Raw genomic sequence first — 21133 nt, forward strand, 5'->3', positions numbered from 1 at the left:
TATCATCGGCGCAACCCCCCGGGACCTGACCGATGAAACGATTGCTGTGCCTGTTGCTGATGGTGGCCGCGTTGCCGGCCACCGCCGCCGAACTCACCGTATCGGCCGCGTCCAGCCTGACCGAAAGCTTCCGTGACATCGCCAGCGCGTACGAGGCGGCGCAGCCAGGAACGAAGGTCGATCTGAACTTCGCCGCATCGGGCGTGCTGCTGCAGCAGGTTTCGCGCGGCGCGCCGGTGGATGTACTGGCCACTGCCGATACCGAAACGATGGTGCAGGCGGCGAAGGGCGGACTTCTGGAAACCGATTCGCGCCAGATCTTCGCCACCAACCGGCTGGTGGTGGTGGTGCCTCCGGGCCGCAGGGATGCCCCCGCGTCCTTGGCCGCGCTGGCAGGGAAGGGCGTGCAGCGGGTGGCGATCGGCAATCCGGACAGCGTGCCGGTGGGCCGCTATGCACGCGCCGCGCTGCAGGACGCCGGGTTGTGGGAGGCGATCACCGCCAAGACCATCACCACCCAGAACGTGCGCCAGTCCCTCGATTACGTGGCGCGCGGCGAAGTGGACGCCGGTTTTGTCTACGCCAGCGATTACCAGGCCACGCCCGGCCGCGTGGTGCGTGCCTTCGAGGTGCCGCTGAAGACCCCGATCAACTACCCGGTGGCGGTGATCAAGGACAGCGGCCGTGCGGCGGAAGCGCGCCGTTTCGTGGCGTTCGTGGTCTCACCGCAGGGCCGGGCGATCCTGCGCCGCCACGGTTTCGGCGCGCCCTGATCGATGGCGCTGGACTGGTCCGCGCTCTGGTTGTCGCTGAAGGTGGCCGGCTGGGCCACGGCGATCAACCTGGTACTGGGCGTGGCGCTGGGCGCGCTGCTGGCGCGGCGCCGTTTCCCCGGGCGTGAGCTGCTGGACACGCTGCTGACGCTGCCGATGGTGCTGCCCCCGACCGTGCTGGGGTATTACCTGCTGGTGGTGATCGGGCGCAACGGACCACTTGGCGCATGGTTGCAGTCCACCTTCGGCATCAACCTGGTGTTTACCTGGCAGGCGGCGGTCATCGCCGCTGCCGTTGCCTCGCTGCCGCTGGTGTTCAAGCCGGCACGCGCGGCGTTCGAGGACGTGGACGGGCAGCTGGAGCAGGCTGCGCGCACGCTCGGTGTCTCCGAGTTCGCACTGTTCCTGCGGGTCAGCCTGCCGCTGGCCTGGCGCGGCATCCTGGCGGGGCTGCTGCTGGCATTCGCGCGGTCGATGGGTGAGTTTGGTGCCACCTTGATGGTGGCCGGCAGCATTCCCGGACGCACCCAGACCCTGTCCATCGCGATCTACGAAGCCGTGCAGGCCGGGCATGACGACACCGCCAACGGTCTGGTCATCCTCACCTCGGTGGTGTGCATCCTCATCCTGCTGGCGGCGGCGCGGCTGGTCGGCGGGCGCCGCCGGGAGATGCGCGATGTGGCTTGAACTGGACATCCGCCGCACGCTGGAAGCACCCGGCCAGCAGTTCACGCTGGACGTGCAGCTGCAGTGCAGCCAGCGGCAGGTGGTGCTGTTCGGCCCCTCCGGCGCAGGCAAGAGCCTGACCCTGAAGGCCATCGCCGGCCTGCTGCGACCGCACGATGGGCATGTGCGGCTGGGCGGTGCGACGCTGTTCGACGCCGCGCAGGGCATTCACCTGCCACCCCAGCAGCGCCGGTTGGGTTACGTGTTCCAGGACTACGCCCTGTTCCCGCACCTGACCGTGCGCCAGAACATCGCGTTCGGCCTGCGTCGCGGCTGGTTCAATCCCCGGCGCCGGGAGGCCGACCCCGAGGTGGAACGCTGGATGGCGGCACTGCGCATCGAGCACCTGGCACAGATGATGCCGGCCCAGCTGTCGGGCGGACAGCGCCAGCGCACGGCGTTGGCACGGGCGCTGGTGACACGACCGCAGGCGCTGCTGCTGGACGAGCCGTTTGCTGCACTGGACCACGCGTTGCGCGATCACCTGCGCCAAGAACTGCAGGGCGTTCTGGAGGCCACCGACATTCCGCTGCTGCTGATCAGCCATGATCCGGTGGACGTGGCGATGTTCGGCCAGCAGGTGGTGGAGCTCGTTGACGGACAGGCAAAACACCGCTGAATACTGCTGAAAACACGCTCCGATGACGGTTTCCGGATAGTGGCAAAGCACTCACGTCGAATTGACGATTTGCTCTCCATCCTGAATGCTCCAGCCTGCCAGTGGACGCCAGCCATGTCCTCGAACGTCGTGAAGATGACGCGCACGCAACTTACCGCCATGGTGGTCGGCGGCATGATCGGCGCAGGTATTTTCTCCCTCCCGCGAACCTTCGCCGGTGCCACCGGCCCACTGGGTGCGGTGGTGGCGTGGCTGATCGCCGGCTTGGGCATGTACACCCTGGCCCGCGTGTTCCAGCTGCTGGCCGAGCGCAAGCCGGATCTGGACGCCGGTGTGTTCGCCTATGCGAAGGAGGGCTTCGGCGACTACCCCGGGTTCCTTTCCGCGTTCGGCTACTGGATCGGCAGCTGCATCGGCAACGTGTCGTATTGGGTGCTGATCAAATCCACCCTGGGCGCGTTCTTCCCGATCTTCGGGGATGGCAATACCGTCGTTGCGATCCTGGTGGCCTCGGCCGGCATCTGGTTGTTCCACTTCATGATCCTGCGCGGTGTGCAGCAGGCCGCGGCGATCAACAAGATCGTCACCATTGCCAAGGTCATCCCCATCGTGGTGTTCCTGGTGATCATGGCCTTTGCCATGAAGATGGACGTGTTCCAGTTCAATTTCTACGGCGGCGGGCTGGAAGGCGGCATCTTCGAACAGGTGCGCGCGACCATGCTGGTCACGGTGTTCGTGTTCCTCGGCATTGAAGGCGCCAGCGTGTACTCGCGCTATGCCAAGGAGCGCAAGGACGTGGGCGCGGCCACCATCACCGGTTTCCTGGTGGTCACCACGTTGATGGTGCTGGTGACCCTGCTGCCGTTTGCGGTGCTGGAGCGGGCCGACATCGCCGGCATGCGCCAGCCCTCGATGGCCACCGTGCTGGAAGCGGTGGTGGGCCATTGGGGCGCGGTGTTCGTCAGCGTCGGGCTGATGGTATCGGTGCTGGGCGCCTACCTGGCGTGGTCGCTGATCTGCGCCGAAGTGCTGTCGGCGGCGGCGCGCACCAAGGACATGCCGGCCATCTTCGCCCGTGAGAACGCCAACGGGGTGCCGTCGGCGGCACTGTGGGCGACCAACATCATCATCCAGCTGATCGTGATCACCACCTACTGGTCGCGCGATGCGTTCTCGCTGATGCTCAACCTGACCAGCGCGATGTCGCTGATTCCGTTCCTGCTGGTGGCCGCGTACGGGTTGAAGATCACCCGGCGCGGAGAGACCTACAACGAGCGCCCCAACGAACGCGGGCGTGACCTGACCCTGGCGATCCTGGCCACGATCTACACCGCGTTCCTGCTGTACGCGGGCGGCATCAAGTTCATCGTGCTCTCGGCGGTGCTGTATGCACCGGGCAGCCTGCTGTACTTCTGGGCGCGGCGCGAGCAGGGCGAGAAGATCTTCACCAAGGCGTCGGATTTCATCATCCTGGCGGTGGCGGTGATTGCTGCCATCGTGGGCGTGTACTGGATCGCAACGGGTTATATCCAGATCTAAGGACCATGCCGCGATGAGCCCCGCCGTGGGTAGCCGCAAGCTGTCGCTGCTGGAGCTGACCGCGCTGGTGGTCGGCTCCATGATCGGTTCGGGCATTTTCGCGTTGCCCGCCGCCTTCGCCGCCAACACCGGGGTGAACGGTGCACTGCTGGCCTGGGCGATCGCCGGCACCGGCATGCTGATGCTGGCCTTCGTGTTCCAGTCGCTGTCGCGGCTGAAGCCGGAGCTGGACACCGGCATCTATGCGTATGCGAAAGCAGGGTTCGGCGACTTCGCCGGCCTGCTTTCGGCGGTGGGCTACTGGCTGGGCTGCTGCCTGGCGGACGTGGCCTGCCTGATCCTGATCAAGGCCACCCTGGGCCAGTTCTTCCCGGTGTTCGGCGACGGCACCACGGTGGTGGCGATCGTGTCCGCCTCGCTGCTGCTGTGGGGCTTCCACTTCCTGATCCTGCGCGGCATCAAGGAGGCGGCGCTGATCAACACCATTGCCACGGTGGCCAAGCTGGTGCCGCTGGCGGTGTTCATCGTATTCCTGGTGCTGGGCTTCCGTGCCGATGTGTTCGCGCTGAACCTGTGGGGTGGCGAGCCGCCGGGCGCCGGCACGCTGTGGGAGCAGACCCGGGGCACGCTGCTGCTGACCGTGTTCGTGTTCGTGGGCATCGAAGGCGCCAGCGTGTACTCCCGCCATGCGCGCCGCCGCGAGGATGTGGGCATTGCCACCGTGGCCGGTTTCCTGGGCGTGCTCTGCCTGCTGGTGATGGTCACCATCCTGTCCTATGGCATCCTGCTGCGCCCCGACCTGGCCGCACTGCGCACCCCGTCCATGGCGGGGGTGATGGAAGCCATCGCCGGGCGCTGGGGCGCGCTGTTCATCAGCATCGGGTTGTTGATCTCGGTGCTGGGCAACTACCTGTCCTGGTCGCTGCTGGCCGCCGAAGTGCTGCACTCGGCCGCGCTCAACGATGCGATGCCGCGTGCGCTTGCCCGCGAGAACCGTGCAGGGGTTCCGGACGCCGCGCTGTGGCTCACCAACGGCGTGATCCAGACCTTCCTGCTGGTCAGCTGGTTCGCCGACTACGCCTTTACCCTGGCGCTGAAGATGACCAGCGCGATGACACTGGTGCCGTACCTGCTGGTCGCCGCGTACCAGCTGAAGCTGTCGTTGGGCGCCGAGGGCGGCGTGGATGCGCCTGCCCATGCACGGATGCGCTGGATTGCCGGCATCGCCACGGTCTACGCCGCGTCCATGCTGCTGGCCGGCGGCAGCCGCTACCTGCTGCTGTCCAGCCTGTTGTACGTGCCCGGGTCGCTGCTGTTCTGGGCCTGGCAGCGCCACCGCGGCATCGCTTTCCGGCCGCTGGAAATGGGGGTGCTGTTGCTGCTGTGCGCGATGGCGGTGGCGGCGATCGTCGGCCTGGCCAGCGGCTGGCTGCGCCTGTGACCGGACCACCGGCCAGCCCGTCCCGCAGCGTGCTGGCGCGCCTGACCGCGCCGTATCGCGGCCCGCTGTGCCGTACCGGGCAGGTGCTGGGCGCGCTGTTGTTCATTGCCTCGCTCACCCCCAGCCTGGTGCCGCGTGGTTACCTGGCGCAGGGCCTGTTGTCGGGTATCTGCTTCGGCTTGGGCTATCTCATCGGCGTGGCGCTGGCGGCCCTGTGGCGGCGCCTGCTGCTGCCGGAGCTGGGCCGTGGACGGTTGCAGCAGGTCCTGCGCTGGCTGCCGTGGGTAAGCCTGCTGGCCTGTACGCTCACCGTGTGGTGGGTGCGCCCCTGGCAGGATTCGGTGCGCGCGGTGATGGGCCTGCCGCCGTTGGACGAAAGTTTCTCCCTGCGTCTGCTGGTAATCGCGCTGGCCGTGTTCGGTGTGCTGCTGGTACTGGGCCGCGCGTTCGCCTGGGTGGCGCGCCGGGTGGGGGCGTTGTCGCGGCGGGTGATGCCCGCACCGGTGGCGCGCCTGCTGGGCATCGTGGTGGCGGCGGTGCTGTTCTTCAACATTGCCAATGGCGTGCTGCTGCGCGGTGCGTTGCATGCGGCCGACGCTTCGTTCCGCAAGGCCGATGCGTTGATTCCGCCCGATGCCATCGCGCCGACACGCCCGGGTGCGACGGGTGGACCGGGCTCGCTGGTGGCCTGGGAACAGATGGGCCGGGCAGGGCGCGATTACGTGACTGCCGGCCCGGATGCGGCGGACATTGCCGCGTTCACCGGAAAACCCGCGCTGCAGCCGATCCGGGTCTATGCCGGGTTGCCGGCGGCCGCCGATGCCCGTGCCCGTGCGCGGCTGGCGCTGCGCGAGCTGCAGCGCCAGGGCGGTTTCGAGCGCGCCAACCTGGTGGTGATCACCCCCACCGGCACCGGCTGGGTCGACCCGGCAGCGGCGGACAGCCTGGAATACCTGCTTCATGGAAACGTGGCCAGCGTGGCGGTGCAGTACTCCTATCTTTCCAGCCCGCTGTCACTGATGGTCGAGCCGGAGTACGGCGAGGAAACGTCGAGGCTGCTGTTCGCCGAGGTCTATGCGTACTGGCGTACCTTGCCGGCCGAAACCCGGCCGCGGTTGTTCGTGCACGGATTGAGCCTGGGTGCGATGAATTCCGAGCGTTCGGTGAACCTGTTCGACATGATCGACACGCCGATCGACGGCGCGTTGTGGAGTGGCCCGCCCTTCGCCACCCACACCTGGCGGCAGACCACCAACCAGCGCAACGCCGGCTCGCCCGAATGGCTGCCGGTGTTCCGTGACAGCCGCGCGGTGCGCTTCATGAACCAGGGCGGCAGCCCGGTACCGGCGGACGCGCCCTGGGGGCGGATGCGGGTGGTGTACCTGCAGTACGCCAGCGACCCGATTACCTTCTTCACCCCGTATGACGCGTGGCGGCAACCGGACTGGATGGCCGAACCACGCGCACCGGATGTGTCACCGGCGGTGCGCTGGTACCCACTGGTGAGCATGCTGCAGCTGGCGCTGGACATGCTGCTGGCCGACCGTACGCCGATGGGCTACGGGCACGTCTTCGCGCCCTCGCACTATATTGCCGGGTGGCAGGCGGTATTGGGCACGCAGGGCTGGAGCGCGGGCGACATCCGTCGGCTGCAGTTCCTGCTGGACCCGCGCCGTCGCCAGCAGATCGAACAGCGGCGCAGTGCCGCCGGCGGCTGAGCAGCGCTCAGGGCTCGCGGGGTGGGTGCGGCATGCGGGTCTGTTGGGACAGGCGTTCGATGATCGCCAGGATGAGCGCCGACAGCAGCAGCATGCCGTGGATGACCGACATCCAGCGCAGCACCTCCGGCTCGACCACCAGGCCTTCTTCCAGCTTCATGAAGATCCGCAGCAGCGCGATGGCCGAGATCGCGATGATCGACCCCATCAGTTTGGTCTTCATTGCGCCGAAGTCGACCGTGCCCATCCATGCCGGCCGGCGTTCCTGGCCGGAATCGATCCGGGTCACGAAGTTCTCGTAACCGGCCAGGGTGACGATCAGCAGCAGGTTGGCCACCAGCGACATGTCAATCAGCGACAGCGCCAGCAACACCGCGTCAGCTGGACCAATACTGGCGATGTTCAGCACGTAATTGGCCAGCTGGCGCAGGAACACGAACAGCAGCAGCAACAGCGCCACCACCAGCCCGAAATAGAACGGCGCCATGATCCATCGCGCATCGAACAGACTGCGCGATACGTTGCGGCGGAACAGGCCGCGCAGGCGCTCCATCGGCATGGCACTCCATCCTCAGTCGTCGAACCGATCGGACACGTCCGGACCGGTGTCTTCCACCAGGTCGGCCGGGCGGTCACCGTAGGTCGTGTTGCGCATCTCGCGGCGCGCATCGCGGATCGCGGTGCCATCCAGCGGGCGGATCCGGATGATGCGGCAGGACTGCGGCATCGCCACGCTCGCGGTCCGCGGGATCACGCTGTCCCAGCGGGCGTTGACGGTGCCGAACGAATTGGTGATCTGCACCGTGTGGGCGATGGACAGCCCGGTACAGCGGCCGCGCAGCTCCAGCAGGTGACCCCGGCTGGAGCTGGTCCATACCGCCAGCGCCCGGTCACCCAGCGGCGTCCACTGGGTCTGGCGGACGAAGCGGGCCAGCTGGAACGACGCCACCGGTGGCCCGGCATGCTGCACGTAGAGGTTGAAGCGCTCCTGGGTGGTCATCGTGGGTGTGGTGGCGCATCCGCTGAGGGCGGCCACGGCGAGCAGTGTCATCAGCAGGTGGCGCATGACGGTTCCTTCGTGTCAGCGGGTGACGCGGGTAGTGGCGCCGTCGCTGGAGACCCGCACGCGGTCGCCCACGCGGTAGTCGTTGGGGTTGCCATCCTGGACCACGGCGACGGTTCGACCGTTCTCCAGCTGCACGGTGATCTCCACGCCGTTGCGTGCACTGCGGGCAAGTGCGTTGCCTGCGGCCCCGCCTGCTGCCGCACCTGCAATGGCGCCAATGGTGTTGGCACGGCTGCCACCACCGATGGAGCTGCCAGCCACGCCGCCGATGCCGGCGCCGACGATGGTGGCCACGCCACGTGAGTCATTCTGGATCTGCACCGCCCGGATGGACTGGACCGTGCCCATCTGCACGTCCTGGGCACGCCCGACCTCGGAGCGGTTGAACGTGCTGGGCGTGGTGTGGGTGGCGCAGGCGGTCATGAACAGGGCCGATGCCAACAGCGCCGTCGCGGCGCCTGCCTGGGAAAGTTTCATCGTGTGTCTCCATCAAATGAATGCGCGGGACTGCGAAGTGGCCAGCCGTCCTGGCCCTGGAATGTGCTCCATGGAGCAGCGATTAACTACGCGACCGGTAACGGCGATGTGAAAGATATCGCCGCGCCAACCACTGCAACACATCCAGCATTTACAGGCCTTTTTGCTCACTATCCAGATTCCGACGCTCACGTGGGTTTTACCTTTTCGGGACTAGTTCTGCACGCAACGAGAGCACATCCCGTGGCCGCCGCGATGACAGGCGGAGGCTTCGCTTTCCCTGTTTGTTTTCGCGAAATGGAGAGGCCCGCAATGTCCAGTGCAACTGTCTATGGCGTTCATTCCGAAGTTGGCGTCCTCAAGAAGGTGATGGTCTGTGCCCCTGGCATGGCGCACAGCAGGCTCACGCCCCGCAACAAGGACGACCTGCTGTTCGATGACGTGATCTGGGTAGACAACGCCAAGCGCGATCATTTCGATTTCATGTCCAAGATGCGCGCCCGCGGCGTGGACGTGGTGGAGATGCACGATCTGCTGACCGAGACGCTGGAGCTTGACGAGGCCCGCAACTGGATCCTGGACCACCAGATCAACGCCAACGAAGTGGGCGTGGAATTCATGGCCGAAGTGCGCGCCTACCTGCAATCGCTGCCGGCGCGGCAGCTGGCTGAAACCCTGATCGGCGGCCTGAGCGTGTTCGACCTGCCGGACGACTTCGCCGGCCCCACGCTGCAGGCCGCGCGCGCCCAGCCGGACATCGTTGGCTATCTGCTGCCGCCGCTGCCCAACACGCTGTACACCCGCGACACCACCTGCTGGATCTACCAGGGCGTGACCCTCAATCCGCTGTACTGGCCGGCGCGGCATGAAGAGACCATCCTGACTACCGCGATCTACAAGTTCCATCCGGATTTCACCAAGGCCAAGTTCCCGATCTGGTTCGGTGACCCCACCGTGGACCACGGCAATGCCACGCTGGAAGGTGGCGATGTGCTGATTCCGGGCAATGGCATCGTGCTGATCGGCATGAGCGAGCGCACCTCGCGCACCGCCATCACCCAGCTGGCCCAGTCGCTGTTCAAGAACGGCGCGGCCAAGCGGGTGATCGTGGCGGTGATGCCCAAGCTGCGCTCGGCCATGCACCTGGATACGGTGTTCACCTTCGCCGACCGCGACGTGGTGACCGTGTTCCCGGGTATCGTCGACCAGATCCACACCATCTCGCTGCATCCGAGCGACAAGGCGCCGGGCTTCGAGATCGTGTTCGAGAAGAAGCACTTCAACGACGTGGTGGCCGAAGCGCTGGGCTTCAAGCAGCTGCGCATCGTCGAGTCCGGCGGCGACCGCTATGCGGCCGAGCGCTCGCAATGGGACAGCGGCAACAACCTGGTGGCGATGGCGCCGGGCGTGGTGGTGGCCTACGACCGCAGCACCCAGACCAACACCGACCTGCGCAAGCAGGGCATCGAAGTGATCAGCATCGTCGGGGCCGAGCTGGGGCGTGGCCGCGGTGGCGGCCACTGCATGACCTGTCCGTTGATCCGCGACGCAGTAAGTTTCTAGACGCTGCGCCGACATTTCCCGTCACGGCGGCCGGCCAGGTGCCGGCGCCGTGCGAACCGCGGAGGCCGGAAGGATGCAATCCCCTGGATGGATGGCGCGTGCATGGCTGTTGGCGGCGGTTGCGCTGGCCGCCGGCTGTGGGCGGGGTGGTGGGCCTGACGGCAGCGAGCGACCGCCCACGCTGGTGGCCGTGGAAGTGGTCAAGGCACAGGCCGTGCCGAACCTGGTGGAACTGCCGGGGCGGGTCGAAGCCAGTCGCTCGGCCGAAGTGCGTGCGCGCGCCGATGGCATCGTCGAGCGCCAGCTGTATGTCGATGGCACCGAGGTCGAGGCCAACGCGCCGCTGTTCCAGATCGATCCGCGCGACCTGCAGGCACGCCTGCAGCAGGCGCGTGCGTCACTGGCCTCGGCCCGTGCCGCCAAGGCGCAGACGTCTTCGCTGCGTGCGCGGCTGTCCACGCTGGTACAGCGCAAGGCTGTGAGCGTGCAGGAATACGAATCGGCGCAGGCCTCGTTCCGCCAGGCCGATGCCGCGCTGATGGAAGCGCAGGCGGCGGTGGACCGCGCCACGCTGCAGCTGGACCACGCCACGGTACGCGCGCCGATCAAAGGGCGCACTGGTCGGGCCCAGGTCAGCGAAGGCGCGCTGGTAAGTGCGGCCGCAGCCACGCTGCTGACCCGGATCGACCAGGTCGACCCGGCATTCGTGATCTTCAATCCGTCCAACATCGCCATGAACGAGCTCGAGCGCGGCGTGGCCGACGGCCGCATCGACGTGGGCGACGACCACCGGGTGCAGGTGACCATCCTTCTTGACGGCAATGTTCGGCTGCCCGAAGCAGGCGTCGTCGACTTCAGCGAAACCGCCATCGACCCGGCCACCGGCAGCCGCACGCTGCGCGCACGCTTCGCCAACCCCGATGGCCGGCTGCTGCCGGGCCAGTTCGTGCGCGGCATCCTGGCCATCGGCAGCATCCGCAATGGCACCAGCCTGCCCGAGCGCGCCATCCAGGTGGGCGAGGACGAAGCCACGGTGATGCTGGTCAATGACGAGAACGTCGCGGTGCGCCGCCCGGTGACGCTGGCCGGGCAGGCCGGCGGACGCTGGGTGGTGCAGTCGGGCCTTACCCCCGGCGACAAGGTCATTGTCGACGGCTGGCACAAGATCCAGCCCGGCCAGCCCGTGGCGATCCAGCCCGAAGCAGATCCCAAGGCGAAGGCAAAAGCCCCATGAGTGGTTATTTCGTCTACCGGCCGGTGCTGGCGTGGGTGATCGCGCTGTTCGCCATCCTGTTCGGTGGCATCGCCCTGGTCAGCCTGCCGGTGGAGCAGTACCCCGACGTGGCGCCCCCCTCGCTGAGCATCTCGGCCACGTTCGTCGGTGCCGACGCGCAGACGCTGGACCGCACCGTGACCTCGGTGATCGAGAACGAACTCAGCGGCGTGGACGATTTCCTGTTCATGACCTCCACCAGTCGTGCCAATGGCACGGCGCAGATCCGGGTGACCTTCCGCAGCGGTACCGACCTGGATATCGCCCGGTCGCAGGTGCAGGACCGCCTGGCCCGGGTCGAGCCGCGGCTGCCCGATGAAGTACGGCAGATGGGCGTGCGGGTCACCCAGGCCAGCAACGGCTTCCTGATGCTGATCTCGCTGCAGTCCGACAAGGGCCGGTATTCGGCGCTGGAGCTGGGCGACTACGCCAACAGCAACATCGCCGACGAACTGCGCCGCGTGCACGGGGTGGGCGACGTGACCCTGTTCGGCTCCAGTTACGCGATGCGGATCTGGCTGGACCGCGAGAAGCTGGTCAGCTACGGCATCTCGCCCGGCGAAGTGATGGCGGCGGTGCGTGAGCAGAACGCGCAGACCGCCGGTGGTGGCCTGGGCCTGCAGCCGACCACGCCGTCCACCGAAACCACCGCGCAGATCGTCATGCGCGGGCGCTTCAGCACCCCCGAACAGTTCCGCCAGGTGATCATCCGCGCCACCCCGGGCGCTGCCACCGTGCGGCTGGGCGATGTGGCGCGGGTGGAACTGGGCAACGACAACTACGCCTTCAACCTGCGCTTGAACGGCCAGGAAACCGCCGGCCTGGCGGTATCGCTGGCCACGGGTGCCAACGCGCTGTCCACCGCCACCGCCGTGCGCCAGCGCATGCAGGACCTGGAAACCAGCTTCCCGGACGGCATGCAGTGGACCACCCCGTTCGACACCACGCCCTTCATCACCGAATCGGTCAACGGTGTGGCGGTAACCATGCTGCAGTCGCTGGTGCTGGTGTCCATCGTGGTGCTGCTGTTCCTGCAGAGCTGGCGCGCGGTGTTCCTGCCCACCATCGTTGTGCCGGTCTCGCTGCTGGGGGCGTGCCTCGGCCTGCTGGCGTTCGGGGTCTCGATCAACCTGCTGTCGCTGTTTGCGATGGTGGTGGCGATCGGCATCCTCAACGACGATGCCATCGTGATCGTCGAGAGTGTCGAGCGGATCATGCGCGAAGAGGACCTGCCACCCCGCGAGGCCACGGCCAAGGCCATGGGGCAGCTGTCCGGCGCGATCATCGCCACTACGCTGGTGCTGCTGGCGGTGTTCATCCCGATGGGGTTCTTCCCCGGTTCGGCCGGCGGCATCTACCGGCAGTTCGCGGTCACGCTCAGCGTATCGCTGGTGGTCTCCACGATTCTGTCCCTGACCCTGGCCCCGGCCATCTGCGGTGCGATGCTGCGCCCGGCCAAGGAACAGGTGGGGAAGGGCGGACCCGGCCGGCGCTTGTTCAGCGCCATCAACACCGGGCTGGACAAGAGCAGCCGCAGCTACGCTGGCTGGGTGGGCAGCATGCTGGTGCGCCCGTGGCTGTGGATCGGGGTGTTCGTGGTGGTCACGCTGGTCACCGGCCTGCTGTATGCGCGCCTGCCGGGCGGCTTCCTGCCCACCGAAGACCAGGGCTACATCTTCGTGGCCTACAACGCCGCGCCCGGCGCGACCATGGAGCGCACCCGCGCAGCGGCGGAGCAGGCCGAGGCGATCCTGCGCCAGCAACCGGAAGTGCGCAACGTGGCCACGGTGATCGGCTTCAGCTTCTTTGGCCAGGGCCAGGCGGTGGGCATGTCCTTCGTCGACCTGCACCCGTGGGCCGAACGCAGCGGCAGCGAGCGCAGCGCCATGTCGCTGGCCGCGCGCATGAGCGCGGCGTTCACCCGCATTCCGCAGGCGCAGGTGTTCGCGCTCAACCCACCGGCGATCCAGTCGCTGGGCAACGCCTCCGGCTTCAGCATGAAGATTGAAGACCGCAGCGGCGTAGGCGGTGCCGGCTTGAGCGCGGCCGCCATGGGCATTGCCGCCCGCGCCGCCGCCAACGACCGCCTTGCTGGCGTACGCCCGGAAGGCATGCCGCGCGCCCCGCAGCTGTTCGTGGATATCGACCGCACCCAGGCGCGTGCGCTGGGCGTGCAGTTGTCGCAGGTCAACCAGGCGCTGGGCATCATGTTCGGCTCGGCCTACGTCAACGACTTCGTGCGCCAGGGCAACGTGCTGCGGGTGTTCATCCAGGGCGACGCCGAACAGCGCATGCGCGCCGAGGATGTGTCCGACCTGCGGGTGATCGGCAGCAACGGCCAGTCGGTGCCGTTCTCCGCCTTCGCGACCACGCGCTGGACGGTCGGCGAGCAGCAGGTAGAGCGCTACAACGGGTTCCTGTCGGCCACGGTGTCGGGGCAGGGCGCGCCCGGCGTCTCCAGTGGCGCGGCGCTGGTGGAGATGGAGCGCATCGCCGACGAGGTGCTGCCGCCGGGCATGCGCCACGAGTGGACCGGCACCGCGCGCGAGGAGCGCGAAGCGTCGGGGCAGGTGGGCATGCTGCTCGGCCTGGCCTTCATCGTGGCGTTCCTGCTGCTGGCCGCGCTGTACGAAAGCTGGGTGACCCCGGTGATCGTGCTGCTGGTGGTGCCGCTGGGCATCCTCGGCGCGGTGGTGTTCACCGCCGCACGCGGCATGTCGGCCGACGTGTACTTCACGGTGGGCCTGGTCACCATCATCGGCCTGGCCGCCAAGAACGCGATCCTGATCGTGCAGTTCGGGCTCGACGAGGAAGCGCGGGGCGTGCCGGTGCGCGATGCGATCCTGCAGGCCGCGCAGCAGCGCCTGCGCCCGATCCTGATGACCAGCCTGACCTTCATCGTGGGCATGGTGCCGCTGGTGATCGCCACCGGTGCCGGTGCGGCCAGCCGCCAGGCGGTGGGCACCGGCGTGCTGGGCAGCATGCTCAGCGCCACCCTGTTCGGGATCTTCTTCACCCCGCTGTTCTACTTCCTGCTGCGCCGGCGCGCGCGTCCGCGCACGGTCGATCCCGCCGCGCCCGTACCGAAAGAGGACGCCGATGCGTAGCGGTCTGTTCTGGCGTGCGGGGGCGGCGCTGGCACTCTGCCAGCTGGCCGGGTGCAACTTCGCGCCGGATTACGTGCGCCCGGAGGCGCCGGTTCCTGCGCGGTTCCCGGCGTCGACGACGGGCGGTGCCGCGGCACCGGCCATTCCCTGGCAGGACTTCTTCCACGACCCGGTACTGCGCGACCTGATCGGCAAGGCGCTGGTGTACAACCGCGACCTCGCCGGCGCGGCTGCGCGGATCGAGCAGGCGCGCGCCCAGTTCCGCATCCAGCGCAGCCAGCGCCTGCCCGGGTTGGACGCCAGCGCCTCCGGCCAGCGCCTGCGCACACCGCTCAGCGCCGCCGACGGCGCGCCCCGGGTCACCGTCGACAGCTATGGGCTGCAGGTAGGCATCCCGTCGTTCGAGCTGGATTTCTGGGGCCGCGTAGCCAACCTCAACGAAGTGGCGCGCCGCCAGTACCTGGCCACCGAGGAAGCCCGGAACACGGCGGAACTGTCGCTGGTCGCCAACGTCGCGGCCAGCTACTACGCCGTACGCGCCAGCGACGAAGGCATCGTGCTGGCCGAGCGGTCGCTGGCCAGCCGTAACGAAACCCTGGAACTGGCCCAGCTGCGCATGGACGCCGGGCTCACGTCCTCCATCGATTTCAACCAGTCTTATGCGCTGGTGACCCAGACCGAACTGCAGCTGGCGCAACTACGGCGCACCCAGGGCCAGGCGCTGCAACTGCTGCAGTTCCTGGTCGGCGCGCCGCTGCCGCCGGCACTGCCGCCCGGGCTGCCGTTGGATCCCGACGCGCAGCTCACCCGGCTCGACCCCGGGTTGCCTTCGGCGCTGCTGGTAGCGCGCCCCGACGTGCGCCTGGCCGAACACCAGCTGCGTGCCGCGAACGCCAACATCGGCGTGGCGCGGGCGCTGTACTTCCCCATCATCGCCTTGACCGGCGCGGGCGGCTACGCCTCCAACGAGCTGTCCGGGCTGGTGTCGGACAGCAACCGGGTGTGGTCGTTCGGTGCCGGCGCGGTGTTGCCGCTGCTCGACTGGGGTGCCCGACGTGCGCGCGTGGACGGAGCCAACGCCGTCCGCGACGAGCGGGAGACCGCCTACCAGTCCACCGTGCAGAACGCCTTCCGCGAAGTGGCCAGCGGGCTGGTGGCCGCCGAACAGAACGACCGGCAGATCCAGGCGCAGATCCGTGCGGTGGAAGTGCAGCAGGCGCTGGTGGTCACCGCGCACGACCGCTACGACGTCGGCCTGACCCCGTACCTGGAAGTGTTGGATGCCGAGCGCAACCATTTCGCCGCCGAACAGAACCTGCTGCAGCTGCGCGCAGCCGCGCTGCAGGACGCGGTGAACCTGTACGCCGCACTGGGCGGCGGCCAGGGCCAGCGGGAGATCCCCGTCGACTGATTCTTTTCATGTTCCCGATATCCCAGCGAGGCCGTTTTCCATGCGCATTCCCACCCGAACCCTCTGCCTGGCCGCCGTGCTGCTGCCAGGCGCCGTCGTCGCCCAGACCCGCGACGCTTCCCAGGACGCGGAGATCCAGCGGCTGCGCCAGACCGTAGATATGCTCACCGCGCGCATCCAGGCACTCGAATCCGGGCAGGCCAATGCCTCGCCGGCGGCGCCCGCCACGGCCACGCCCACCGCGCCAGCCCCTGCCGTGGCCGCTGCGCCGGGCGCGGTATCGGTGCCCGCCGCACCGCTGGTCGCGGCGTCGCCCGCGGCGTTGAACGTGCCGCCGTCGCCGCTGCCGGCGCGCGACACCTTCGACGAGGACGAACAGGCGTCGGCCCGCGTGGACAACGAAGTGCCCCCCGGCGATGAACTGGAGGGCTTCTTCCTCATCCCCGGCACCGGCACGTGGCTGCGGCTGGGTGGCTACGCCAAGCTCGATGCGATGTTCGACAGCGGCGATGCCGGCGACAGCGACCAGTTCATCACCTCCGACATTCCAGTGGATGGCGGCCGCGACAGCACCCGCTTCAACATGCACGCCCGCCAGACCCGGCTCACCCTCGAGGGCCGCCGCGATACCGGCGCCGGCCAATTGCGCTTCCTGATCCAGAACGACTTCTTCGGCTCCGGCGGCAGCTACGGCTACCGCCTGCGGCATGCGTGGGGGCAGCTGGGCAACACCTACGTGGGCTTTGGCTGGTCGGCCTTCATGGACCTCGATTCGGGCCCGGACACGCTGGATTTCGCCGGCCCTGGCGCCTCGCCGTCGGCGCGCGTGGCCAGCATCCGCCAGTACTTCCCGCTGGGCAACGGCAACCAGTTCATCCTCGCGGCCGAGCATCGCGCCCCCGAGCTGCAGTTCTACGGCGCCACCCAACGCTCGCGCACGGCCGCCCCCAACCTGGTGCTGGCGGCCCGGCATGAAGCGGACTGGGGCAGCCTGCAGGCGTCTGGCCTGCTGCGGTACCTGGCCTACGATTCGGCGCAGGACAGCAATGAGGGCAGCGACAGCGCCACCGCCGGCGGGTTGGCCCTCAGTGGCACCTGGGGCTGGGGCGACAACGGCGACTACATGGTATTCGGTGCGCTGGGCGGGCAGGGCATCTCGGCCTTCATCGGTGATCTTGGCGGGTTGAACCTTGACGGGGTGGTCGACCCCGAGGGTGACCTGCAGGTGCTGCAGCAGTACGGCGGATGGCTGGGCTACACGCACCACTGGTCGCAGCGCTGGCGCACCACCGTGACCTACAGCCGGCTGTACCTGGAACGTGACCAGCTGCTCGACCCGACCGTGTTCCGCCGCAGCGACTACGCCGCCGCCAACATCATCTGGCAGCCGGCGCCGAGCTGGAGCTGGGGCGCCGAACTGCTGTACGGCAAGCTGCAGGAGCAGAGTGGTGCCAGCGGCGATGTGTTCCGCCTGCAGACCGCGCTCAAGTACGACTTCGTGAAATAGGAGACGTCATGGCTACGCGCAGACTTCGAAGAATGCTGCTGGTCAGCGCACTGGCCGCCGCCCCCCCGGTGGCCGCGCAGGACGCCATGCTCGGCACCATCCTGGAAGAGCCGGGCAGCGCCGGGCTGGGCTTCCTCGGCAGGATCGAATCGTCACCCTACAAGGGCGCCGACGATCGGGTCGATATCATGCCGCTGTACCTGTACGAGGGCGAGCGCTTCTTCCTGCGCTCCAACGCGGCCGGCGTGCGCTTCACCCCGCGCGAGAACCAGGGCCTGGAACTGTTCGTCGAACGGCGGCTGGAAGGCTACCCGGAAGACGAAACCCCCGACATCCTCGAGGGCATGGAAACCCGCAACAGCGAGGCCGACATCGGCGCGCGCTATTACTTCAAGCACGACAACCACGCGCTGGATTTCACGGTCCGCCAGGACATCTCCAATAACTCCAACGGCACCGAAGTGCGCGCCGGGTACGGGTATACGCTGCGTGGCGACCGCTGGGCGCTGCAGCCGGTGCTCACCCTGGGCTGGCGCAGCGCCAAGCTCAACGACTATTACTTCGGCGTGGAGTCCTATGAGGTGACTCCGGAGCGCACCGAGTATTCGGCCGGCAGCGGGTTGGACATCACCGCCGGCCTGTACGGCCGCTACCGCATCCTGCAGAACTGGAGCCTTGTCGGCGGCGTGTTCGCCAAGCGCTATTCCAGCACCATCCGCAACAGCCCGCTGGTGGACAGTGACATGCAGTGGGGCGCGATGGTCGGCGCCGCCTACGACTTCGGCAATGGCCAGGTGCGCTGGGACAAGGAGGGCACCCCCACCTACGTGAAGGTGTTCTACGGGCGCGATTCGGACGACGGCTGCCACCTGGTCAAGATCATGACCTTCAGCTGCGTCAGCCTCAACGATGACGATCCCACCGACATCTGGGGCATACACGTGGGCCGCCCGTTCGTGTCAGGGCTCAACGGCTGGCCGCTCGACCTGGTCGGCTACGTGGGCGTGCTGCGCCACGACGAGAAGGGGCACCAGCCGGATTCGTGGCAGATCGATGCCTACATGAAGGGCTTCTATTACGGCTTCCCGTGGTCGCACCGGGTCAAGACGCGGCTTGGCTTCGGCTTTGGCGTGTCCTACGCCGAGCGCGTGCCGTATGCGGAAGTGCAGTCGCAGGCACGCCGCGAGCGCAACACATCCAAGGTGCTCAACTACCTGGATCCCAGCATCGATGTGAGCCTGGGCGACATCTTCGGCAGCGAGCGCTGGCACGAGCTGTATTTCGGTTTCGGGGTCTCACACCGCTCCGGCATCTTCGGTTCGGCGCAGATGCTGGGCACGGTCGATGGCGGCTCCAACTACATCTACACCTACCTGGAAGGCGCGTTCTAGCGCCGCACAGGGGAGGCCGCAGGATCCCGGTCCTGCCGGAACAGGAGGGCGATGGCGATGTACGCCACGCCCATGGCCAGCAGTGCCAACCCCACGCCCCAGGACGCGGAGGCGCGCCCGGCCCAGGCCACGCCGCTCACGCACACCACCGCGGCCACCAGCGCTACCAGCCCCGACACCAGGGAGATCCAGCGTTTGCCGCCCGGTGCAAACCGGAATGCCAGGCTGATCTGCGCGATGGCCTGCACCACCAGTACTGCGGCCACCGTGGTCGCCACGGCGTACGCGGCCCACTCGGGGTGCGTGTAGATGGCCACGCCACCGATGATCTGCGCCGCACCCAGCAGGATGGTCATCGCAAAACTGGGCAGCCCGTGCAGCAGGAACGCCTCGGTCAGCTGCAAAGCACCGGCGATCACCAGCAGGCCGGCCACCAGCACCGTCATGGTGCGGACCATGAAGGAGGAGGCGTAAATGCCGAACGCGCCCAGCACCAGCAACAGCACGCCCACGATCAACAGGCGCTGCCAGCTGGACTTCATTGCCACGCCGATGGAGCCGGGGTCCTTGCCAAGTCGGGAGAACACGGTCATGACAGGCCACTCCTGGGAAATCGTCCAATTACCCGCCCGGCAGGGTTATGCAGCAGTGAAACCCGCACCAGTAATTTCCGCAAACACATGGCCCTAACGTGTCCGCTCCTATACCAGCGCAACAACCGCCACGGGGGCGCAGTGCCATGTCGCAACGACTGACTGTCCGGATTCTGGGTGCCTTGGTTTCGATCGGCCTGGCCGCGTCGGCAGGCGCGCACTCGGCATTGCAGCAGGCACCGGAGGGCGATGCTTCCCCGCCGCCGGCGACCGGCGCGGCACCTGCCGCCACGCTGTTCACCAACGTGCGCATCTTCGACGGCACCCACGGCCGCCTTTCCGCACCCAGCAACGTGCTGGTGCAGGGCAACACCATCGCGCGCATCTCGGCCGGTGCGATCGACGCGCCCGGCGCGCGCCGCATCGACGGGCGCGGCCGCACCCTCATGCCCGGGCTGATCGACATGCACTGGCACAGCATGTTCGCCGGCATCCCGATCCAGACGTTGATGACGGCCGATACGGGCTACATCAACATCGTGGCCGGGGCAGAGTCCCGCAAGACGCTGCTGCGCGGCTTCACGACCGTGCGTGACGTTGGCGGCGCGGTGTGGGGCCTGAAAGCGGCCATCGATGCCGGCCACGCAGACGGGCCGCGCATCTGGCCCTCCGGCGCGATGATTACCGTGACCAGCGGCCATGGCGATTTCCGCGAGGCCTCCGACCTGCCGCGCACCGTGGGCCAGCCCGGCTCGCGTCATGACGTACTGGGTGACAGCGCCATTGCCGATACCCCTGACGAACTGCGGGTGCGCGTGCGTGAGCAGCTGATGCGGGGCGCCAGCCAGATCAAGCTCACCGCCGGCGGCGGCGTCTCTTCCCCGCACAGCCCGCTGGACGTGGTGACCTTCACCGAACCGGAAGTCCGGGCGGCGGTGGAAGCCGCCACCGACTGGGGCACCTACGTGACGGTGCACGCCTACACCCCGGAAGCGATCCAGCGCGCCATCCGTGCCGGGGTGAAGTGCATCGAGCACGGCAGCCTGATGGACGACGCCACTGCCCGCCGCATCCGCGATACCGGCACCTGGCTCAGCACGCAGCCGTTCCCGCCGGAGCTGGCCAACGCCTTCCCGAAGGGCTCGGAGCAGTGGGAGAAGGCGCAGGAGGTGTTCGCCGGGACCGACCAGACCTACCGCTTCGCCATCAAGTACAAGCTCAAGACCGCCTTCGGCACCGACGTGCTGTTTTCCAGTGCGTTGGCCTCGCAGCAGAACCGCATCCTGGCCAGCCTGACACGCTGGTACACGCCGGCCGAAGCGCTGGTGATGGCCACCGGCACCAACGCCCAGCTGCTGGCGCTCTCGGGCAAACGCAGCCCGTATGCCGGGCGTGTTGGCGTGGTGGAGGAGGGGGCGCTGGCAGACCTGCTGCTGGTCGAAGGAGATCCGCTGGCCGACATCAACGTCATTGCCGATGCAGACGCCAACTTCGACGTGATCATGAAGGACGGCAAGATCTACAAGGATGCGCGCTGAGCGGGTCAGCCGCCGGTGTTCATGCTCATCCCACCGCCCGCCTTGAAGTACAGCACCAGGTACACCACGCGCCAGAAGATGAAGGCGTAGGCGCCGCACAGCAGGATCTGCAGGAGCAGGTGCGACTTCATGCGGCTCAGCCGCCACAGCCCGTCGCCCAGGTTCAGCAGCAGCAGGCTGACCCCGATGGTGACCACCACATAGCCGGCCACGGTGGGGTTGACCAGGTCGAGGTCGCCCGGCCCCGCGCGGACAACTTCGAGCCCGGCGGCAGTGATCAGCGAGGACACCGCCATGTTGCGCGTGTTCTCGAAGATCAGCCGAAGCACGCCATTGTCGAACAGCTGAACGGCGATACGTCGGAGCAGGGCGGGCAGCATGGGGCATTCCT

The 21133-nt window shown here is 67.7% G+C and carries 18 protein-coding genes; 13 read left to right on the forward strand and 5 right to left on the reverse strand.

Annotated elements, in window-relative coordinates:
* The first annotated feature begins 32 nt into the window (after positions 1 to 32).
* The 6 genes from modA to SOM39_RS14080 all read left to right on the forward strand — a co-directional run bounded on the left by modA (position 33) and on the right by SOM39_RS14080 (position 6816).
* Complete coding sequence (gene modA / locus SOM39_RS14055) at positions 33 to 773, forward strand: molybdate ABC transporter substrate-binding protein (protein WP_320458662.1); 741 nt, start codon at positions 33 to 35, stop codon at positions 771 to 773.
* Positions 774 to 776: 3 nt separating this feature from the next.
* On the forward strand, positions 777 to 1460 hold the full coding sequence (modB, locus tag SOM39_RS14060; RefSeq protein ID WP_320458663.1) for a molybdate ABC transporter permease subunit: 684 nt from the start codon (positions 777 to 779) through the stop codon (positions 1458 to 1460).
* Positions 1450 to 2118, forward strand: coding sequence for an ATP-binding cassette domain-containing protein (locus tag SOM39_RS14065; RefSeq protein ID WP_320458664.1), 669 nt, complete (start codon positions 1450 to 1452; stop codon positions 2116 to 2118). The genes modB and SOM39_RS14065 overlap by 11 nt, the downstream gene beginning before the upstream one ends.
* 114 nt (positions 2119 to 2232) lie before the next feature.
* The gene (locus tag SOM39_RS14070) at positions 2233 to 3657 is read left to right on the forward strand and encodes a basic amino acid/polyamine antiporter (protein WP_068851863.1); all 1425 of its coding nucleotides are present in this window, start codon (positions 2233 to 2235) and stop codon (positions 3655 to 3657) included.
* Between the two features lie 13 nt (positions 3658 to 3670).
* Entirely contained in the window at positions 3671 to 5098 is a 1428-nt protein-coding gene (locus SOM39_RS14075) for a basic amino acid/polyamine antiporter (protein ID WP_320458665.1), read from the forward strand.
* The gene (locus tag SOM39_RS14080) at positions 5095 to 6816 is read left to right on the forward strand and encodes an alpha/beta hydrolase (protein WP_320458666.1); all 1722 of its coding nucleotides are present in this window, start codon (positions 5095 to 5097) and stop codon (positions 6814 to 6816) included. The genes SOM39_RS14075 and SOM39_RS14080 overlap by 4 nt, the downstream gene beginning before the upstream one ends.
* 7 nt (positions 6817 to 6823) lie before the next feature.
* Here the strand turns inward: SOM39_RS14080 and SOM39_RS14085 are convergent, their stop codons facing one another.
* Genes SOM39_RS14085 through SOM39_RS14095 form a run of 3 tightly spaced genes read right to left on the reverse strand, consistent with a single transcriptional unit; the run spans position 6824 to position 8359 of the window.
* The gene (locus SOM39_RS14085) at positions 6824 to 7375 is read right to left on the reverse strand and encodes a TIGR00645 family protein (protein ID WP_210132500.1); all 552 of its coding nucleotides are present in this window, start codon (positions 7373 to 7375) and stop codon (positions 6824 to 6826) included.
* Between the two features lie 12 nt (positions 7376 to 7387).
* The gene (locus SOM39_RS14090) at positions 7388 to 7882 is read right to left on the reverse strand and encodes a DUF6491 family protein (RefSeq protein WP_320458667.1); all 495 of its coding nucleotides are present in this window, start codon (positions 7880 to 7882) and stop codon (positions 7388 to 7390) included.
* Between the two features lie 15 nt (positions 7883 to 7897).
* The gene (locus SOM39_RS14095) at positions 7898 to 8359 is read right to left on the reverse strand and encodes a glycine zipper 2TM domain-containing protein (protein ID WP_068851874.1); all 462 of its coding nucleotides are present in this window, start codon (positions 8357 to 8359) and stop codon (positions 7898 to 7900) included.
* Between the two features lie 312 nt (positions 8360 to 8671).
* On the opposite strand from SOM39_RS14095, the gene arcA reads away from it, so the two are divergent.
* The 6 genes from arcA to SOM39_RS14125 all read left to right on the forward strand — a co-directional run bounded on the left by arcA (position 8672) and on the right by SOM39_RS14125 (position 18611).
* A complete protein-coding gene (arcA, locus tag SOM39_RS14100) occupies positions 8672 to 9922 on the forward strand; it encodes an arginine deiminase (RefSeq protein WP_320458668.1) in 1251 nt (416 codons plus the stop codon).
* A 73-nt stretch (positions 9923 to 9995) separates the two neighbouring features.
* Positions 9996 to 11156 carry an efflux RND transporter periplasmic adaptor subunit gene (locus tag SOM39_RS14105; RefSeq protein WP_320458669.1) on the forward strand — a complete coding sequence of 387 codons (1161 nt, stop codon included), beginning with the start codon at positions 9996 to 9998 and terminating at the stop codon, positions 11154 to 11156.
* Complete coding sequence (locus SOM39_RS14110) at positions 11153 to 14302, forward strand: multidrug efflux RND transporter permease subunit (protein WP_320458670.1); 3150 nt, start codon at positions 11153 to 11155, stop codon at positions 14300 to 14302. Before SOM39_RS14105 ends, SOM39_RS14110 begins: the two co-directional genes overlap by 4 nt.
* The gene (locus SOM39_RS14115; protein ID WP_320458671.1) at positions 14295 to 15713 is read left to right on the forward strand and encodes an efflux transporter outer membrane subunit; all 1419 of its coding nucleotides are present in this window, start codon (positions 14295 to 14297) and stop codon (positions 15711 to 15713) included. The genes SOM39_RS14110 and SOM39_RS14115 overlap by 8 nt, the downstream gene beginning before the upstream one ends.
* 40 nt (positions 15714 to 15753) lie before the next feature.
* A complete protein-coding gene (locus SOM39_RS14120) occupies positions 15754 to 17220 on the forward strand; it encodes a DcaP family trimeric outer membrane transporter (protein WP_320458672.1) in 1467 nt (488 codons plus the stop codon).
* 8 nt (positions 17221 to 17228) lie between these two features.
* Positions 17229 to 18611, forward strand: a complete 1383-nt coding sequence (locus SOM39_RS14125; RefSeq protein ID WP_320458673.1) for a MipA/OmpV family protein — start codon at positions 17229 to 17231, stop codon at positions 18609 to 18611.
* On the opposite strand, the gene SOM39_RS14130 is transcribed toward SOM39_RS14125, so the two are convergent.
* Positions 18608 to 19204 (reverse strand): DUF308 domain-containing protein, encoded by a 597-nt coding sequence (locus tag SOM39_RS14130; protein ID WP_320458674.1) that lies wholly within the window; start codon positions 19202 to 19204, stop codon positions 18608 to 18610. The two genes, SOM39_RS14125 and SOM39_RS14130, sit on opposite strands and share 4 nt — an antisense overlap.
* A gap of 146 nt (positions 19205 to 19350) precedes the next feature.
* Between SOM39_RS14130 and SOM39_RS14135 the strand changes: the two genes are divergently transcribed.
* Positions 19351 to 20742 (forward strand): amidohydrolase family protein, encoded by a 1392-nt coding sequence (locus SOM39_RS14135; protein ID WP_320458675.1) that lies wholly within the window; start codon positions 19351 to 19353, stop codon positions 20740 to 20742.
* A gap of 5 nt (positions 20743 to 20747) precedes the next feature.
* Here the strand turns inward: SOM39_RS14135 and SOM39_RS14140 are convergent, their stop codons facing one another.
* Complete coding sequence (locus SOM39_RS14140) at positions 20748 to 21122, reverse strand: hypothetical protein (RefSeq protein ID WP_320458676.1); 375 nt, start codon at positions 21120 to 21122, stop codon at positions 20748 to 20750.
* Positions 21123 to 21133: the final 11 nt, after the last annotated feature.

Origin of the sequence: Stenotrophomonas sp. CFBP8994 (assembly GCF_034044835.1) — a bacterium.
Taxonomy (GTDB): domain Bacteria; phylum Pseudomonadota; class Gammaproteobacteria; order Xanthomonadales; family Xanthomonadaceae; genus Stenotrophomonas; species Stenotrophomonas rhizophila_A.

Coding starts and splice junctions, on each gene's coding strand:
- SOM39_RS14115 (WP_320458671.1), top strand. CDS start 14,295: ATGCGTAGCGGTCTGTTCTGGCGTGCGGGGGCGGCGCTGGCACTCTGC.
- arcA (WP_320458668.1), top strand. CDS start 8,672: ATGTCCAGTGCAACTGTCTATGGCGTTCATTCCGAAGTTGGCGTCCTC.
- SOM39_RS14085 (WP_210132500.1), bottom strand. CDS start 7,375: ATGCCGATGGAGCGCCTGCGCGGCCTGTTCCGCCGCAACGTATCGCGC.
- SOM39_RS14110 (WP_320458670.1), top strand. CDS start 11,153: ATGAGTGGTTATTTCGTCTACCGGCCGGTGCTGGCGTGGGTGATCGCG.
- SOM39_RS14095 (WP_068851874.1), bottom strand. CDS start 8,359: ATGAAACTTTCCCAGGCAGGCGCCGCGACGGCGCTGTTGGCATCGGCC.
- SOM39_RS14120 (WP_320458672.1), top strand. CDS start 15,754: ATGCGCATTCCCACCCGAACCCTCTGCCTGGCCGCCGTGCTGCTGCCA.
- SOM39_RS14070 (WP_068851863.1), top strand. CDS start 2,233: ATGTCCTCGAACGTCGTGAAGATGACGCGCACGCAACTTACCGCCATG.
- SOM39_RS14125 (WP_320458673.1), top strand. CDS start 17,229: ATGGCTACGCGCAGACTTCGAAGAATGCTGCTGGTCAGCGCACTGGCC.
- modB (WP_320458663.1), top strand. CDS start 777: ATGGCGCTGGACTGGTCCGCGCTCTGGTTGTCGCTGAAGGTGGCCGGC.
- SOM39_RS14140 (WP_320458676.1), bottom strand. CDS start 21,122: ATGCTGCCCGCCCTGCTCCGACGTATCGCCGTTCAGCTGTTCGACAAT.
- SOM39_RS14135 (WP_320458675.1), top strand. CDS start 19,351: ATGTCGCAACGACTGACTGTCCGGATTCTGGGTGCCTTGGTTTCGATC.
- SOM39_RS14075 (WP_320458665.1), top strand. CDS start 3,671: ATGAGCCCCGCCGTGGGTAGCCGCAAGCTGTCGCTGCTGGAGCTGACC.
- SOM39_RS14065 (WP_320458664.1), top strand. CDS start 1,450: ATGTGGCTTGAACTGGACATCCGCCGCACGCTGGAAGCACCCGGCCAG.
- SOM39_RS14090 (WP_320458667.1), bottom strand. CDS start 7,882: ATGCGCCACCTGCTGATGACACTGCTCGCCGTGGCCGCCCTCAGCGGA.
- modA (WP_320458662.1), top strand. CDS start 33: ATGAAACGATTGCTGTGCCTGTTGCTGATGGTGGCCGCGTTGCCGGCC.
- SOM39_RS14105 (WP_320458669.1), top strand. CDS start 9,996: ATGCAATCCCCTGGATGGATGGCGCGTGCATGGCTGTTGGCGGCGGTT.
- SOM39_RS14130 (WP_320458674.1), bottom strand. CDS start 19,204: ATGACCGTGTTCTCCCGACTTGGCAAGGACCCCGGCTCCATCGGCGTG.